Consider the following 16,392-nt stretch of genomic DNA (forward strand, 5'->3'; position numbering starts at 1 on the left):
CGCTGATGTACTCGGCGGCGTTCTTGCCGGAGATCTTGGCGTTGAACAGGTCCGGGTACTGGGTGGCCGAGTGGTTGCCCCAGATGGTCACGTTGCTGATCTCGGTGACCGGCACGCCGGCCTTCTTCGAGACCTGCGCGAGGGCGCGGTTGTGGTCCAGCCGGGTCATCGCGGTGAACCGGGACTTGGGCACGTCCGGCGCGTGGCTCGCGGCGATCAGCGCGTTGGTGTTGGCCGGGTTGCCGACGACCAGGACCCTGATGTCCTCGGCGGCGCCGGCGTTGATCGCCTCGCCCTGCGGCTTGAAGATGCCGCCGTTGGCCGAGAGCAGGTCGCCGCGCTCCATGCCCGCGGTGCGCGGCCGCGCGCCGACCAGCAGCGCGACGTTCGCCCCGGCGAAGCCCTCGGTGGGGTTGTCGAAGATGTCGATCCCGGCCAGCAGCGGGAAGGCGCTGTCGTCGAGCTCCATGGCGACGCCCTCGGCCGCCTTGACGGCCTGCGGGATCTCCAGCAGCCGCAGCTTGACCGGGACGTCCGGTCCGAGCAGGTCGCCGGCGGCGATCCGGAACAGCAGCGAGTAGCCGATCTGCCCGGCGGCGCCGGTGACCGTGACGTTGACGGGGGTGCGGGTCATTGCGATCTCCTGCGCTGCGGTGCCGGAGACGCCGACACCGAAGACGACGTTGTCTGGGCCGATAGGAAGGTCTAACGGTTCTGGTTACCTGCGAGAAACGCTACTCCTGCGGCCGGGCCGACCCGCGCGGCGGCGGGCCGGCCCGGCTGTGAGAAGGACGACAGTGTTCGTCCAGCGTCAGTGTTCGTTCGTCGAGCGGCGTTCGTCTAGCGCGTCAGGCGGCGAGGGCCTTCTTCAGGTTCTCGTCCAGCGTGCCGAGGAAGTCCTGGGTGGTCAGCCACGGGGCGTCCGGGGCGATCAGCAGCGCGAGGTCCTTGGTCATCTGGCCGCTCTCGACCGTGGAGACACACACCCGCTCGAGCGTCTCCGCGAACGCGGTGACCTCGGGGGTGTTGTCCAGCTTGCCGCGGTGGGCCAGGCCCTGGGTCCAGGCGTAGATCGAGGCGATCGGGTTGGTGGAGGTCGCCTTGCCCTGCTGGTGCTGGCGGAAGTGCCGGGTGACGGTGCCGTGCGCGGCCTCGGCCTCGACGGTGCGGCCGTCCGGGGTCATCAGCACGCTGGTCATCAGGCCGAGCGAGCCGAAGCCCTGGGCCACCGTGTCGGACTGCACGTCGCCGTCGTAGTTCTTACAGGCCCACACGTAGCCGCCCTCCCACTTGAGCGCGCTGGCGACCATGTCGTCGATCAGCCGGTGCTCGTAGGTGATCCCGGCGGCCTCGAAATCGGCCTTGAACTCGGACTCGAACACCTCCTGGAAGATGTCCTTGAACCGGCCGTCGTAGCCCTTGAGGATCGTGTTCTTCGTCGACAGGTACACCGGGTAGTTGCGGTTCAGTCCGTAGCGCATCGAGGCTCGGGCGAAGTCGCGGATGGACTCGTCGAGGTTGTACATGGCCAGCGCCACGCCGGGGCCGGGGAAGTCGAAGACGTTCAGCTCGATCGGCTCGGAGCCGTCCTGCGGGGTGAAGGTCAGCGTCAGGGTGCCGGGGCCGGGAACCTTCAGATCGGTGGCCCGGTACTGGTCGCCGAAGGCGTGACGGCCGATCACGATCGGCTTGGTCCAGCTGGGCACCAGCCGCGGCACGTTGCTCATGATGATCGGCTCGCGGAAGATCACGCCGCCGAGGATGTTGCGGATGGTGCCGTTCGGCGACTTCCACATCTTCTTGAGGCCGAACTCCTCGACCCGCGCCTCGTCCGGGGTGATGGTGGCGCACTTGACGCCGACGCCGTGCTGCTTGATCGCGTTGGCGGCGTCGATGGTGACCTGGTCGTCGGTGGCGTCGCGGTGCTCGATGCCCAGGTCGAAGTACTTCAGGTCGACGTCGAGGTACGGCAGGATCAGCGAGTCCTTGATGAACTGCCAGATGATCCGGGTCATCTCGTCGCCGTCGAGTTCGACGACCGGGTTGGCTACCTTGATCTTGGGCATGGTTGCGGTCCTTCTCGCACGACGGTGATTATCTTGGCGTCAAGATAGTTTGTCGCGCTGAGCCTACCCCGGTCGCGCGATGTGTGCGAAACCAGGTCGTAACCACGGCCGAGACGAGTCGCGCGAAGGACGTGATGCCTGGTCAGACGGTGTCCGCGAACAGCGCGGCGACCAGCAGCAGCGCCCCGAGCAGCGCCATGGTGACCACGTCCACGCCCCGGCGGCGCACCGCGAGCAGACCGGCGCGAGCCGGAGAGAGCACGAAGCGCAGCGCGGAACCCAGCAGCAGCGCCGCGGCGAGCAGGGTGAGCCCGTGCTTGAGCGCGCCGAGCGAGACCACGATGACCGCGATCGCCGCCGTGGTGAAGACGACGGCGAACGGCCATTCGACCGCGACGGCGCGCAGCGTGCGACCGAGCGAAGCATTGTCACGGCGGGAGGCGACTTCCATGTGACCACTAAACCATGACCATAAGGCGGTCGGCAGGCGTGCGGGTACGTAACAGGGCTCGGCGATGCACGAGGCGGGGCGGCGCGCGGCCGATACGGGCGCGGCGCACCAGGTCGCGGCACGCCCGTCGTGGTGAAGGAGCAGTGATGGAGCGCGCGGAAGCACCCGAATGATCGAAAACGCCCCGATTGGCCCGTAGCTGTGGGGTTGTCCTGACTTTAGGCTCCAAACTGGCCACGGATCGCAGTTCCCCTGCTCTGTATTTCCTCCGAATTCCTTCGTACCGCGCGAGGCGATGATGATCGAACCGACCGTTTCCCCGGCTACGCCCTCCGGCCCCTCTTCGTCTGTCCTGGAGTCCGTGGCCGTCTTCTGCGGCAACTGCAGCTGCGGCTGCCCGGAGCTCTTCCTCGACCACGGCGCCGACGAGGAACGCCGCGTCGTGCTCACCGACGACTTCGGCCAGCGGGTGCAGATGTCCCTGGCTCAACTCTCCGTCTTGGTCGCGGACGTGAAGAGCGGCGCGCTGGACCGCCTGGTCGCCTGACCAGTCGGTCTGCCGAATCGGTGGCACCGACGGCCCTTTCGTTCAATTACCTGATGCCTGTTTCCCCGTGACTTCGCCCCACTTGCTGCGCCAAACTCCTGATGAGGCGGCGGCCGGATAGCGCGTCGCAGCTCACCCGGCCGCCGTGCATGGCATCGTGGAAAACGGAGAGACGGGCCTTGAGGGACCGCTCGAACGAGACAGGGACGTGGGCGCTTTGACCGTGCGGGACGACCAACGGATCGCAGGCCGGGCAGGCGACGGCGGCGGCAAGGGCCGCTCCTCCGGCGGAAACGACGGCACCTCCTCTCCCGCCGCACGCGGCGTCACCGCGGCGGCGCCGATGCCGGACGAGGAACGCAGGGCCCTGCTGGACGGGGCCATACACGATCCACACCGGCTGCTCGGAGCGCACCCGCTCGCTAAGGGCGCACAGCCTGAGGGTGAAGAGTCTGAGGGCACGCTGGTACGTGCGCTGCGTCCGTTTGCCGAGACCGTGGCCGTGTTGAGCGCCGAGGGCGAACGGTACGAGCTGATCTCCGAAGGCGAAGGACTGTTCGCCGCGGTGCTGCCGCTCGCTCTGGGCGACTACCGCCTCGAGGTCGGGTACGGCGACGCCACCGTCACGCTCGACGACTCGTACCGCTTCCTGCCGACGCTCGGCGAGATCGACCTGCACCTGATCGGTGAAGGCCGGCACGAGCAGCTGTGGGAGGTGCTCGGTTCGCGGGTGCGCCGGTTCGAATCCCCGGCGGATTCGCCGTTCGAGCCGCCGACCGGTACTTCGTTCGCCGTCTGGGCGCCGAACGCGCGCGGCGTGCGCGTCGTGGGCGACTTCAACTACTGGAACGGCACGAGCCACCCCATGCGCTCGATGGGTTCCAGCGGCGTGTGGGAACTGTTCGTGCCCGGCGTGGAGGTCGGCGCCAGGTACAAGTACGAGATCCTCGGCCGCGACGGGGTGTGGCGGCAGAAGGCGGATCCGCTGGCCAGGCGTTGTGAGATGCCGCCGGCCAACGCCTCGATCGTCGACGAGTCGCACTACGCGTGGGCCGACGACGACTGGCAGGACCAGCGCGCGAAGTGGGACCCGTACCGCTCCCCGATGTCGGTCTACGAGCTGCATCTGGCCTCATGGCGGCCGGGGCTTGACTACCGCGGCCTCGCGGAGCAGTTGCCTGATTATCTGAACGAACTCGGATTCACCCATGTCGAGTTCCTGCCGCCGACAGAGCACCCCTTCGGCGGCTCCTGGGGCTACCAGGTCTCCTCGTACTTCGCGCCGACCGCGCGGCTCGGCACCCCGGACGAGTTCCGCTTCCTGGTCGACGCGCTGCACCAGGCCGGAATCGGCGTCATCATCGACTGGGTTCCGGCGCACTTCCCCAAGGACTCCTGGGCGCTGGCCGAGTTCGACGGCACCCCGCTCTACGAGCACCCGGACCCCTGGCGCGGCGAGCACCCGGACTGGGGCACCCTGGTCTTCGACTTCGGCCGCCGCGAGGTGCGCAACTTCCTGGTCGCCTCGGCGCTGTTCTGGTGCGAGGAGATGCACGTCGACGGGCTGCGCGTGGACGCGGTCGCGTCGATGCTCTACCTCGACTATTCGCGCGAAGAGGGCCAGTGGCACCCGAACGCCTATGGCGGCCGGGAGAACCTGGAGGCGGTCTCCTTCCTCCAGGAGCTGACCGCGACCGTGTACAAGCGGGTGCCCGGCGTCACCGTGAGCGCCGAGGAGTCCACCGCCTGGCCGGGAGTGACCCGGCCGACCGACCAGGATGGCCTCGGCTTCGGCTTCAAGTGGAACATGGGCTGGATGCACGACTCGCTCGGCTACATGGCCGAGTCGCCGATCAACCGCAGCTGGCACCACAACCGGATGACCTTCTCGCTGGTCTACGCGTTCACCGAGAACTTCATCCTGCCGATCAGCCATGACGAGGTGGTGCACGGCAAGGGCTCGCTGCTGCGCAAGATGCCGGGCGACCGGTGGCAGCAGTTGGCGAACGTGCGCGCGTACCTGGCGTTCATGTGGTCGCATCCGGGCAAGCAGCTGATCTTCTCCGGCTGCGAGTTCGCGCAGGACTCCGAATGGTCGGAGCAGGCCGGGCTGGACTGGTGGCTGCTGGACAATCCGGCGCACCGCGGCGTTTTCCGCCTCGTGCAGGACCTCAACGCGGCCTACCGGGAACGCCCGGCGATGTGGGAGCAGGACACCTCTGGCAACGGCTTCTCGTGGCTGGCCGCCAACGACGCCGAGCACAACGTCTTCGCGTTCGTGCGCTGGGCGCACGACGGCCGGCCGCTGGTGTGCGTGGTGAACTTCGCGGGCGTGCCGTGGGAGGGCTACTCGTTGCCGCTGCCGCTGAGCACCGAGCGGGCGCAGGTCTGGTCCGAGGTGCTCAACACCGACGCCGAGCAGTACGGCGGCTCCGGGGTCGGCAACTTCGGCCAGGTCTACGCGATCGACGAGGGGCAGGACGGCTGGCCGGCCCGTGCGGTGCTGCGGCTGCCGCCGCTCGGCGCGCTGTGGCTGGAGCCGCAGCCGCTCGAAGAGACTGCGGCGCTGGAAGACGTGGCGCAGGCCGCGACCGAAGTGGTCGCCGAGGCCGAGGCCATCGTGGGCACGGAGGCCGTTGCCGAGACCGAGCTGGTCGGCGGCACGGTTCCGGGGCTGCGCGAGGAGCCCGTCGCCTCGGAGCCGGGGCTGCGCGCCGAACCGATCACCACCGAGGCCGCGGCGGTTGAGGTGCCTGAGATCGCCGAACCGAAGCGCGCCGAGCAGGAGCGGTAAAGCAGCAACAACGACGGTGACGCGCGGCGGACGAACCGCCGCGCGTCACCGTTTCGCTCTGTCGCCGTCTTGCTGTGTCACGGTTTCGCAGCCTCAGATCGCTGCTTCACACGTCGCGGCGCTACCGCAAGGTGCGCTCCGCAGCCTCGACGACGTTCGTGAGCAGTTGCGCGCGGGTCATCGGGCCGACGCCGCCGGGGTTCGGCGAGACGAAGCCGGCGACCTGCTCGACGCCGGGGGCGACGTCTCCGGTGAGCTTGCCGTCCACGTGCGAGACGCCGACGTCGAGGACCGCGGCGCCGGGCTTGACCATGTCCGGCTTGATGATGCCCGGCACTCCGGCGGCCGCCACGATGACGTCGGCGCGGCGGGTGTGCGCGGCCAGATCGCGGGTGCCGGTGTGGCAGAGCGTCACGGTCGAGTTCTCCGACTTGCGGGTAAGGATCAGGCCGAGCGGGCGGCCGACGGTGATGCCGCGGCCGACCACCACGACCTCAGCGCCGTTCAACTCGACGCCGAAACGACGCAGCAGCACCACGATCCCGTACGGCGTGCACGGCAGCGGGGTCGCTTCACCGAGCACCAGCTTGCCGAGGCTGAGCGGGTGCAAGCCGTCCGCGTCCTTCGCCTGATCGACCCGTTCCAGCACGCGGAACTCGTCGAGGCCCTTGGGCAACGGCAGCTGAACAAGGTAGGCGTGGCAGGCCGGGTCGGCATTGAGGTCGGCGACGGCCGCCTCGACGTCCTCCTGCGTGGCATTGGCGGGCAGGCGGCGGTCGATCGAGTGGATGCCGACCTTGGCGCAGTCGCGGTGCTTCATGGTCACGTAGGCGTGCGACCCGGGGTCGTCGCCGACCAGGAGCGTGCCGAGGCCGGGCACGATGCCGCGCTCGGCCAGCACCTGCACTCGCTTGGCCAGGTCCTGGCGGATCTCCTCCGCGGTCAGCCAGCCGTCCAGAATCGTCGCGGTCATGAACACATTCTCGCAGATGCGAGGGGTAGACTCGCGCGCCGAGTACGTGCCCGAAGTATCAAGCCGCAGTCACCAGGGGGAGTCTTGTCCGAGTCGTCCGAATCGATACCCGCACCACCGTTCGCCGCCCCGCCTGGGATGGAGGCGCCGAATCAGGCCGGGCCGGGCTACCCCCCGCCGAACCCTGGCTTTCCGCCGTATGGGTATCCGTATCCGTACCCGATGATGCCTATGGTTCCCGAACTACCCAGGGGCCTGGCGATCACCGGGATGGTTCTCGGCATCGTGGGACTGTGCACATCGATCTTCTATATCGGCGGCTTGATCGGGATCGTCGGCCTGGTTTTCTCGATCCTCGCGATCCGCAAGGCGAAACGGGGACTCGGTGGCGGACGGGGCATGGCGATCGCCGGGCTGGTGACCTCGATCGTCGGCATCGTGCTCAACGCGATCGAGATCGTCTTCCTCGTGTGGGTGTTCAGTACGGCGTCGCACTGCATGGACCAAGACTCGACGCTGGACCCGAACACCGGGGTCTCGCAGGTGGACCAGTGCATGAACGACAACTTCTTCAAATGACAGCGAGATCGGCGAAAATGACCGCGGCGGCGAGCTTTCCAGCTCGCCGCCGCGGTTTCGTCCGGTTTGGTGTCAGTGCGCGAAGTGGCGGGTGCCGGTCAGGTACATCGTGACGCCCGCCGCCTCGGCGGCCGCGAGCGATTCGGCGTCACGCACCGAGCCGCCGGGCTGCACCACCGCCTTGACCCCGGCCTGGATCAGGATCTCCAGGCCGTCCGAGAACGGGAAGAAGGCATCCGAGGCCGCGACCGAACCGGCCGCGCGCTCCCCGGCCCGCGAAACCGCGAGCCTGGCCGAGTCGACCCGGTTGACCTGCCCCATGCCGACGCCGACCGCCGCGCCGCCGGAGGCGAGCAGGATCGCGTTCGACTTGACCGAGCGCACCGCGCGCCAGGCGAAGGCCAGATCGGCCCAGGTCTGCGGGTCAGCGGCCGGTCCGGCGGCCAGCTTCCAGTTGGCCGGGTTGTCGCCCGGAGCCTGGAAGTTGTCCCCGGCCTGAAGCAGCATGCCGCCGCAGATCTGCCGGAAGTCGGTGCCCCGGCGGGCGCTGGCCGAGGTACGCAGCAGCCTGATGTTCTTCTTCGCGGACAGGATCTCGACCGCGCCGTCCTCGTAGTCCGGGGCGATGATGACCTCGGTGAAGACCTCGGCGACCTGACGGGCCATCTGCGCGGAGATCGGCCGGTTGGCCGCGATCACGCCGCCGAACGCGGAGACCGGGTCGCAGGCGTGCGCCTTACGGTGCGCCTCGGCGATATCCCCTCCTGCGCCGTCTTGAGTTACTGGGGAAACCGCGATGCCACACGGGTTTGCGTGCTTGATGATCGCCACGCAGGGGTCTGCGAAGTCGTAGGCCGCGCGCAGAGCCGCGTCGGTGTCCACGTAGTTGTTGAAGGACATCTCCTTGCCGTGCAGCTGCTCCGCGTTGGCGAGGCTGTCCTGCCCGGCCGCGCCGCCGCCGATGTAGAGCGCGGCGGCCTGGTGCGGGTTCTCGCCGTAGCGCAGCAGCGCGGAGCGCTTGTAGGTCGCGGCGACGAAGTCAGGGAACGGAGACTCGTCGGCCGGGGCGTATACGGACGCGAACCAGGACGCCACGGCCGCGTCGTACGCGGCGGTGTGCGCGAACGCCTCGGCGGCCAGCCGCTTGCGCTGCTCCAGGGTGAAGCCGCCGGTTTCCACCGCGGCCAGCACATCCGGGTAACGCGCCGGGTCGACCACGATCGCGACGCTCGGGTGGTTCTTCGCGGCCGCGCGCACCATCGACGGGCCGCCGATGTCGATCTGCTCGACGCACTCGTCCGGCTGCGCGCCGGAGGCCACGGTCTGGGTGAAGGGGTAGAGGTTCGAGATGACCAGTTCGAAGGGTTCGATGCCGAGCTCGTCGAGCTGCTGAACGTGCTTAGGCAGGCGGCGGTCGGCGAGGATTCCGGCGTGCACCTTGGGATGCAGGGTCTTGACCCGGCCGTCCAGGCACTCGGGGAAGCCGGTCAGCTCGGCGACCTCGGTCACCGGGACGCCGGCGGCGGCGATCCGGGCCGCGGTGCTGCCGGTGGAGACGATGGAGACCCCGGCGGCGTGCAGCCCCCGCGCGAGCTCCTCGAGTCCGGTCTTGTCGTACACGCTGACCAGCGCGCGACGGATGGGGAGCTGGGTGCTCACGGGATGGTCACCTTCCGGTTGCCGACTGGGCCAAGAGAGGGAGCGGCAGCGCCGCCAGGGGTGGGGGAGGAAGAGGGGGCGGAGGAAACGGCGGGAGTCGGCGCGCAGATCAGCGCCGGGGTGATGGTCCAGCCCTTGCGGGCCATCCGGCCGACCTGCTCGACGAGCAGCCGCCGCTCGGCGACCTTGATCCGCTCGTGCAGGCTCTCCTCGTCGTCGCCGTCCTCGACCGGGACCGCGACCTGGGCGATGATCGGCCCGTCGTCGATGCCTGCGGCAACGACGAACAACGTGCAGCCGGTTACCTTTACGCCGTAAGCGAGTGCGTCGCGCGCGCCATGCATGCCGGGGAACGAGGGCAGTAGCGCGGGGTGCGTGTTGACCATCCGGCCGTCGAACTCGGCCAGGAAGTCGGCGCCGACCAGCTTCATGAACCCGGCCGAGACGACCAGATCGGGGGCGTGCCGCCGCACTTCGTCGCGCAGCGCGCGATTCCAGGCGGCTCGGTCGGGATGGTCCTTCACCCGGCACACGAAGGTGGGCACGCCCGCGTCTTCAGCGCGCTTGAGGGCCAGGATGCCGTCTCGGTCCGCGCCGACCGCGACGACCGTCGCGCCGTACGCCGGATCCGCCGCGGCATCGAGCAGGGCTTGGAGGTTGGTTCCGCTGCCGGAGACCAGCACGACGAGACGCGCCGCACGGGATCGCGGCGGCGGATAATGGGAAGGGGCGGTTGACTGCTGAGTTGGGGAAGCCACGACCGCGGCGTCCTTTCAGATCAGTGTTGACTTGACTGACCCGGCGGCCAGGCCCGAGGGCCGGACCAGCGGGATGTGGCCAACGATAGCTAGCGGTACGGTGAGGAGACCAATTCAAGTCATGCGCTACCTCGGCCAGCGATACGGTAGCGGCGCACCGCTCATCCTCCCGTCACCACGGAGCCGAATACTGTGACCGACGCCTCTGCCCGCCAGGACACGCCCGACAACGAAAGCGGCGGACCGTCGTCGGAGGGTAGTAACGACCCTGCGCAGACTGAGCAGAGCGGCCGGAAAGAGAACGGGCAGCAGGACAGCGGACGACAAGACCGCGGGCAGTCGGAGCAGGGGCAGAATCTTCCGGTGCCGCAGTGGTCGGCGCAGCAGCCGGCGCCCGCGCCGTGGTTTCTCGGCCAGCCCGGGCCGATGCCGCCGAACTTCCCGCCCCCGCCGCCGACGCCGTTCCCGCCGGCGCAAGGTGCACCGGGTCAGTACCCGCCGGCCCCGTTGCCGCCGCCCACGCCGGATCAGGCGAATTGGCCCAACCACGCTCCGGGAACGCGGCCGGAGCAGATCCCGGGGCAGTCTCCTCAAGCCGGACAGCCGCCACAGACCGGGCAGCCGCCACAGTCAGGGCAGGCTGGACCGGATGGGCAGTCCAGCCAGCCGAGCGGCCAGGCACCGGACAGCCAAGCGCCGAACAGCCCGCAGCAGCAGCCCGGCAACGTCCCCGCCGACGGCCCGGCCCGACAGCCCGGCCAGAGCCCCGGACCCGCGCTGGGCCCATATGGCAGCCCGCAGCAGCCCGCGCCCTGGCTCGATCCCAACCGGTACAACCCGCAGTCGGGCCAGCGGCCGCCGCAGTACGACCCCCGCTCGCCGTACCAGCCCCCGCAGCCGCCGCGTCAGCAGCAGCAACAGCAGCGCGGCGAGGAGCCGGGCAAGCGCCCCCCGCTCAGTCTGCGCACGCGCTGGGCTCGCGGACTGTCCCTCGGCGGTGCGGCGTGCACGCTGATCACGCTGCTGAATGGTTACCGCAACTTCCCGGACTGGCTGATCGGTGCGTGCGCCGGCCTGGTGATGTCGCTCGGTGGCCTGTGGTTCGGAACCTTCGCTCAGCGCGACGCCCTGCGTAAGTCGCAGCGCGCACCGGAGGCCATCGCGTCGGTGGTGTGGAGCAGCATCTCCTCGCTGATCGCGCTGGCCATCGTGTCCTATTCGCTGATCTTCTTCCCGCAGCTGCGGCAGTACTCCGACTGCATGCGCTCGGCGAACACCATCGCCGGGCAGAGCGTCTGCCAGGAGCAGTTCAAGAACTCGCTGGCCGCGTTGCCGTGAGCGGCGCGGTGAACACCTTCGCCCTGGTCCGGCGCAGCCCGCGGACCTCCGCGCTGCGGTTCGGGGCGGTGGCCGCTGCGTCGGTCGCGGCGGCATGGGTGCATCAGAACCACGATCCAGGCGCGCTGTGCCCGTTGCGGCGGGTGACCGGTGTGCCGTGCCCGTTCTGCGGCTCGACCACGGTGTTCATGGAGGCGGGCGCAGGGCATTGGGGCGCGGCCCTCACGGCGAACCCGGTGACCGTCGTCGCGGCGCTCGTGTTCCTTGCCGCGCCGTTGCTGGCCCTCGATCCGGTCGCGACGCTAAGCCGACTGCCGTCGCGGCTGCTGTGGATCGGCGGCGGGCTACTGCTGGCGGGTTCGTGGCTGTGGCAGCTGCACCGCTTCGGCTTTCTGGGCTAATACCCGTTCAGAGCACTGGAGAATGTGCCGAATCCGGCAAAGCCTGACGATGGGAAGAGGCGAACCCGTCAGGAGGCGCGGATGAGCACGACACCGGATCAGCCGCAGGAGCCGGAGCGTAAGCCGGAGCCATCCGAGCAAGAGGCTGCCGCGGCCCGTGACGCCTTGCATGATCTGCCGAACCAGCCGCAGTCGGACGAGGCCGGTGCGACCGCGTACTCGGCGGTGCCTCCTGCGCTGCCACCGATTGAGGATCCGGCGCAGGGACCGGTGCAGGACCAAACGGTGCAGAACAAGATCGGCGGCATGGGCGAGCAGCCGCGAACCGGTTTCGCACCACCGGCCGCCGACCAGGGCCCACAGCAGAGTCCTTACCAACAGCCACAGCAGCAGGCGGATCAGGAGCCGCAGGATCAGCCCGGATACGGTCAGCAGCCTTATGGGCAACCGCAGTACGGTCAACAGCAGCACGGTCAGCCCCAGTACGGTCAGCCCCAGTACGGTCAACAGCAGTACGGCCAGCAGCCTTCGTATGGCGGCGCCCAATACGGTGGCGCGCAGTATGGCGGTCCGTATCAGGCCGCTCCTCCCCCGCCGCCCTACCAGCAGGGCTACGGCTATCCGGGTGCCGCACTACCCGTCGGCATGCCCCCGCTCGCCGACTGGGGACAGCGCGTCGGTGCCTTCGCCCTCGACAACGGGCCCGCCATCGTCTCCGGCTGGATCGCCGGGGGCGCCCGCAACAACGCCGTCGACGTCGTCTTCGGCATCATCGGCTTCTTCGGGCTGATCTGGGCCATCGTCAACGCCATCAGGGCCGGGCGCAGCGGCCAGTCCTACGGGAAGCGGGCCCTCGGCATCCGGCTCGCTCGCTTCGCCGACGGGCAGCCGGTCGGGGCCGGCCTCGGCTTCCTGCGGTTGTTCCTCAACTGGGTCCTCTGGGTCGCCTGCATCCTGCCCGGCGTCCTCAACCTGCTCTGGCCGCTCTGGGACCGCAAGCGCCAGACCTGGTCCGACAAGATCGCCAAATCCGTCGTCGTGCGCGCTCGGTAGCGCCATCGGTACCGCCGCATCCGGTACCGCACTCGGTCGCGAGAATCGCTTGCCACGGAAGCGGTCTAGCACGTACCAGAACCCGAATCCGACTACCGCGACGAAGGCGAGCTCCACCACCACCGCGAGCCCGACTTCCCACGGCATCGGTCCGACGAGCGACATGGCGCCCGCGGCGACCGGGCCGCCGGAAAGCACCGCGCCTGCCGCGGCGAGCGCGCCGACCGTGGGCAACGCCGCGCCGAGCGCTGCCGCCCGATCCGTGAATCCGCGCAGCGACCGGCCGATGACCAGCACTGCGCCGACGCCGGCGAGGAGCGGGATCGCGAAGACCAAGTAAAGCCACAGCGAACCCGCGCCAGGATGCGGCACCGCCTGCAGCAGCGGCAGCCCCGGCAGCGGCCCGTGGGTAGACCCGCGCACTGAGACCGAACTGCCCGCGCCCACCGCGAAGCCCGGCCCCGCGGCATAGCTGAGCGCCCAGACCACCAGATTCGGCACCAGCGCGAGGTCGATCAGGAACAGGCCGAAGTCCCCCGCAGCGCCCTGTCCGATAGTCGTACCGAGCTGCGCCACCTCGGTGAAACGCAGGCCGACCGCGACCGCAGCAAGCAGCGCGGCGCCGCAGACGAAAACAGCCAGCGCCACCGTTCCCGCGCGCACAGCCGTCGCGGCCCAGCGATCGAGGGTCGGTGTATGGATGCTGAGCAGTCCCGCGCCGAAGGCGCACGAGGCGACCAGGCAGGGATAGCCGGCGGCAGCGCCCAGCGCGGCGTGCAGCGAACCCGAGGCGGCGCTCCAGGCGATGACGAGGGCGGCGAGCGGGTAGCAGGCGGCGAGTGCGGCGAACGCCCAGACACCCGCGTCGAAGCGGTGTGCGGCGTACCTCCCGGCGAGCAGCAGCGAGACGGCGGGCAGGATGGTGAAGCCGAGTGGGGAAAGACCGAAGGGGCCGTCAGGGGTCTGCAACAGCACGTGGTGCGCGGCAAGCCAGAGTTGCCCGGAGACGTGCAGCGGCTCCGCGTACGACCCGGCGCTCGGCGCCGCCATCGCCCACACGGCGAGGGTCAGCGCGGCCGCGACCAGCCAGCCACCGGCCGCGATGACGACGGCGGTTCCAGCACCGACCGCGATTTCGGAGGCGTGGCTGAGCACGGCCTGCACAGCACGGCCGAGGAGGTCGACGGCCTCGCCCCGAAGCGCGGCGACGCGACCGGACAATCCGGCGGACCCGTACTCGTCGTAGCCCGGATCAAGGTCCAGCCATACGCAGTCTTCCGGTTCTGATCCGGGCGGCGGCGCCGAGCCGTTTTCCGGGGCGGGCTCGGTCTCGATCCCGGCGTCAGGCGGCGCTGCGGCGTCGACGGGTGGCTGCGGGCTGTCGGCCATGGCACCCATGCTGGGCGCCGAGACGTGCGCAAACAGCGCAGGCGCGCCCGTCCTTCACCCAAGTGAAGGACGGGCGCGCCTGCAACCGCCAGGGCGTCGACGCCTTGCGGCACGCGATGACGTCGTGGAGCGTGACGTCGTAACGCGTGGCGTCGGGCTGCTCAGAGCGCTTCGACGATCTCGCGCATCAGCCGCGCGGTCTCGGACGGCGTCTTGCCGACCTTCACGCCCGCGGCCTCCAGCGCTTCCTTCTTGGCCTGCGCGGTGCCGGAGGACCCGGACACGATCGCGCCGGCGTGGCCCATGGTCTTGCCCTCGGGGGCGGTGAAGCCCGCGACGTAGCCGACCACCGGCTTGGTGATGTGCTCCTTGATGTACGCCGCGGCCCGCTCCTCGGCGTCGCCGCCGATCTCGCCGATCATCACGATCGCGGCGGTCTCCGGGTCGTCCTGGAACGCCTGGAGCGCGTCGATGTGCGTGGTGCCGATGACCGGGTCGCCGCCGATGCCGACCGCGCTGGAGAAGCCGAGGTCACGCAGCTCGTACATCATCTGGTAGGTCAGCGTGCCGGACTTCGAGACCAGGCCGATCTTTCCGGCCTTGGTGATGTCGGCCGGGATGATGCCGGCGTTCGACTTTCCGGGGCTGATCAGGCCGGGGCAGTTCGGGCCGATGATGCGCGTGCCCTTGCCCTGGGCATACGCCCAGAACTCGGTCGAGTCGTGCACCGGAATGCCCTCGGTGATCACCACGGCCAGCGGGATGCCGGCGTCGATGGCCTCGATCACCGCTCCCTTGGCGAAGGCCGGGGGCACGAAGATGACCGAGACGTCGGCGCCGGTCTGCTTCATCGCCTCAGCCACGGAGCCGAAGACGGGGATCTGAACACTGTCGATCTCCACCTTCTCCCCGGCCTTGCGCGGGTTGACCCCGCCGACGATCTTGGAGCCGGAGGCGAGCATGCGGCGCGTGTGCTTCATGCCCTCAGAGCCGGTCATGCCCTGAACGATGATCTTCGAGTTCTCGTCGAGGAAGATGGCCATTGTTCGTCACTCCCCTACTTCGCCGCGGCGAGCTCGGCCGCGCGCGCGGCGGCACCGTCCATGGTGTCCACCTGCTCGAGCCCGGGCAGCCCGGCCTCGGTCAGGATCTTGCGGCCGAGCTCGGCGTTGTTGCCGTCGAGCCGGACCACCAGCGGCTTGGTGACCGCCTCGCCGCGCGACTCGAGCAGCGCGAAGGACTGCACGATGCCGTTGGCCACCGCGTCGCAGGCGGTGATGCCGCCGAAGACGTTGACGAACACCGACTTGACCGCCGGGTCGCCCAGGATGATCTCCAGGCCGTTGGCCATCACCTCGGCCGAGGCGCCGCCGCCGATGTCCAGGAAGTTGGCGGGCTTGACGCCGCCGTGCGCCTCTCCGGCGTAGGCGACCACGTCCAGGGTGGACATGACCAGGCCGGCGCCGTTGCCGATGATGCCGACCTCGCCGTCCAGCTTCACGTAGTTGAGGTGCTTCTCCTTGGCCTTGGCCTCCAGCGGGTCGGCCGCGGCCTTGTCCTCGAGCTCGGCGTGGTGCGGCTGGCGGAAGGCGGCGTTGCCGTCGATGGTGACCTTGCCGTCCAGCGCGGTGATCTTGCCATCCGGAGTCTTGACCAGGGGGTTGACCTCGACCAGGAGCGCGTCCTCTTCGACGAAGACCTTCCACAGGCTCTGCAGCACGTCGGCGATCTGGTCGGCGACCTCAGCGGGGAAGTTCGCCGCCGCGACGATCTCGCGGGCCTTCTCGGGGGTCACGCCTACGCTCGCGTCGACCGGGACCTTGGCCAGCGCCTCGGGCTTGGTGACCGCGATCTCCTCGATCTCCATGCCGCCCTCGACCGAGGCCATCGCCAGGAAGGTGCGGTTGGCCCGGTCCAGCAGGAAGGAGACGTAGTACTCGGCCTCGATGTCCGCGGTCACCGCGAGCATCACCTTGTGGACCGTGTGGCCCTTGATGTCCATGCCGAGGATCTGCTCGGCCTTCGCCCGCGCGTCGGCGGGGTCCGCGGCCAGCTTCACGCCGCCGGCCTTACCGCGGCCGCCGGTCTTGACCTGGGCCTTGACCACCGCCTTGCCGCCGAGTCTGGCCGCGGCCGCCTCGGCTTCCTGCGGCGTCCCGGCCACTTCAGCCGGCAGGACCGGCACACCGTGCTTGGCGAAGAGGTCCCTCGCCTGGTACTCGAAAAGATCCACGCGCGTCCGTCCTCAGTGACTGACGGCTCGGGGCGGCTGCTCGTCCCCGGCCTACCTAGGAAGCTCCTATGAGGTTATCCCGGTTCGGTGAATGGCCCGTAACCGGCCGCGTGTGATGTGCGTCTACAGCAGCGGTGTCCGGTAGCCGGAC

General features: G+C 69.4%; 15 protein-coding genes and 1 pseudogene. 6 read left to right on the plus strand and 10 right to left on the minus strand.

Features of this window, described 5'->3' with window-relative positions; genetic code table 11:
• The 3 genes from VN779_RS05345 to VN779_RS05355 form a co-directional block, all read right to left on the minus strand.
• Positions 1 to 634 (minus strand): malate dehydrogenase (locus VN779_RS05345; protein ID WP_325720733.1); only part of this gene is annotated, 634 nt, incomplete at its 3' end.
• Positions 635 to 848: 214 nt separating this feature from the next.
• Complete coding sequence (locus VN779_RS05350) at positions 849 to 2,066, minus strand: NADP-dependent isocitrate dehydrogenase (RefSeq protein ID WP_325720735.1); 1,218 nt, start codon at positions 2,064 to 2,066, stop codon at positions 849 to 851.
• A 142-nt stretch (positions 2,067 to 2,208) separates the two neighbouring features.
• Positions 2,209 to 2,517 (minus strand): DUF3017 domain-containing protein, encoded by a 309-nt coding sequence (locus VN779_RS05355; RefSeq protein ID WP_325720737.1) that lies wholly within the window; start codon positions 2,515 to 2,517, stop codon positions 2,209 to 2,211.
• Between the two features lie 298 nt (positions 2,518 to 2,815).
• On the opposite strand from VN779_RS05355, the gene VN779_RS05360 reads away from it, so the two are divergent.
• Positions 2,816 to 3,064 carry a hypothetical protein gene (locus VN779_RS05360; RefSeq protein WP_325720739.1) on the plus strand — a complete coding sequence of 83 codons (249 nt, stop codon included), beginning with the start codon at positions 2,816 to 2,818 and terminating at the stop codon, positions 3,062 to 3,064.
• Between the two features lie 343 nt (positions 3,065 to 3,407).
• The gene (glgB, locus tag VN779_RS05365; protein WP_349260652.1) at positions 3,408 to 5,858 is read left to right on the plus strand and encodes a 1,4-alpha-glucan branching protein GlgB; all 2,451 of its coding nucleotides are present in this window, start codon (positions 3,408 to 3,410) and stop codon (positions 5,856 to 5,858) included.
• A 121-nt stretch (positions 5,859 to 5,979) separates the two neighbouring features.
• On the opposite strand, the gene VN779_RS05370 is transcribed toward glgB, so the two are convergent.
• Positions 5,980 to 6,831: a bifunctional methylenetetrahydrofolate dehydrogenase/methenyltetrahydrofolate cyclohydrolase gene (locus tag VN779_RS05370; RefSeq protein WP_325720743.1), complete on the minus strand. Its 852-nt coding sequence runs from the start codon at positions 6,829 to 6,831 to the stop codon at positions 5,980 to 5,982.
• A gap of 84 nt (positions 6,832 to 6,915) precedes the next feature.
• Here VN779_RS05370 and VN779_RS05375 point away from each other — a divergent pair, with 84 nt between their 5' ends.
• Positions 6,916 to 7,410 (plus strand): DUF4190 domain-containing protein, encoded by a 495-nt coding sequence (locus tag VN779_RS05375; protein ID WP_325720745.1) that lies wholly within the window; start codon positions 6,916 to 6,918, stop codon positions 7,408 to 7,410.
• Positions 7,411 to 7,482: 72 nt separating this feature from the next.
• Here VN779_RS05375 and purH read toward each other — a convergent pair whose 3' ends face one another.
• Together purH and purN are read right to left on the minus strand one after the other, a co-directional pair.
• The gene (gene purH / locus VN779_RS05380; RefSeq protein ID WP_325720747.1) at positions 7,483 to 9,069 is read right to left on the minus strand and encodes a bifunctional phosphoribosylaminoimidazolecarboxamide formyltransferase/IMP cyclohydrolase; all 1,587 of its coding nucleotides are present in this window, start codon (positions 9,067 to 9,069) and stop codon (positions 7,483 to 7,485) included.
• Entirely contained in the window at positions 9,066 to 9,827 is a 762-nt protein-coding gene (purN, locus tag VN779_RS05385; RefSeq protein ID WP_325720749.1) for a phosphoribosylglycinamide formyltransferase, read from the minus strand. Before purN ends, purH begins: the two co-directional genes overlap by 4 nt.
• A 192-nt stretch (positions 9,828 to 10,019) precedes the next feature.
• Here purN and VN779_RS05390 point away from each other — a divergent pair, with 192 nt between their 5' ends.
• On the plus strand, positions 10,020 to 11,165 hold the full coding sequence (locus VN779_RS05390; RefSeq protein WP_325720751.1) for a hypothetical protein: 1,146 nt from the start codon (positions 10,020 to 10,022) through the stop codon (positions 11,163 to 11,165).
• Between the two features lie 8 nt (positions 11,166 to 11,173).
• Positions 11,174 to 11,566, plus strand: a complete 393-nt coding sequence (locus VN779_RS05395; RefSeq protein ID WP_325720753.1) for a DUF2752 domain-containing protein — start codon at positions 11,174 to 11,176, stop codon at positions 11,564 to 11,566.
• On the opposite strand, the gene VN779_RS05400 is transcribed toward VN779_RS05395, so the two are convergent.
• Positions 11,510 to 12,112 (minus strand): hypothetical protein, encoded by a 603-nt coding sequence (locus VN779_RS05400; protein WP_325720755.1) that lies wholly within the window; start codon positions 12,110 to 12,112, stop codon positions 11,510 to 11,512. The two genes, VN779_RS05395 and VN779_RS05400, sit on opposite strands and share 57 nt — an antisense overlap.
• 99 nt (positions 12,113 to 12,211) lie before the next feature.
• Between VN779_RS05400 and VN779_RS26310 the strand changes: the two genes are divergently transcribed.
• Positions 12,212 to 12,619, plus strand: coding sequence for an RDD family protein (locus tag VN779_RS26310; RefSeq protein WP_349260654.1), 408 nt, complete (start codon positions 12,212 to 12,214; stop codon positions 12,617 to 12,619).
• Positions 12,620 to 12,718: 99 nt separating this feature from the next.
• Here VN779_RS26310 and VN779_RS05405 read toward each other — a convergent pair.
• The 3 genes and pseudogenes from VN779_RS05405 to sucC all read right to left on the minus strand — a co-directional run.
• Positions 12,719 to 14,017: pseudogene (locus VN779_RS05405) on the minus strand (DUF6350 family protein); the annotation flags it as partial.
• Between the two features lie 152 nt (positions 14,018 to 14,169).
• Complete coding sequence (gene sucD / locus VN779_RS05410; RefSeq protein WP_325720759.1) at positions 14,170 to 15,051, minus strand: succinate--CoA ligase subunit alpha; 882 nt, start codon at positions 15,049 to 15,051, stop codon at positions 14,170 to 14,172.
• A gap of 14 nt (positions 15,052 to 15,065) precedes the next feature.
• Positions 15,066 to 16,241 carry an ADP-forming succinate--CoA ligase subunit beta gene (sucC, locus tag VN779_RS05415; protein ID WP_325720761.1) on the minus strand — a complete coding sequence of 392 codons (1,176 nt, stop codon included), beginning with the start codon at positions 16,239 to 16,241 and terminating at the stop codon, positions 15,066 to 15,068.
• Between the last annotated feature and the right edge of the window lie 151 nt (positions 16,242 to 16,392).

The sequence above is a fragment of the Actinocrinis sp. genome, assembly GCF_035605935.1.
GTDB lineage: Bacteria > Actinomycetota > Actinomycetes > Streptomycetales > Catenulisporaceae > Actinocrinis.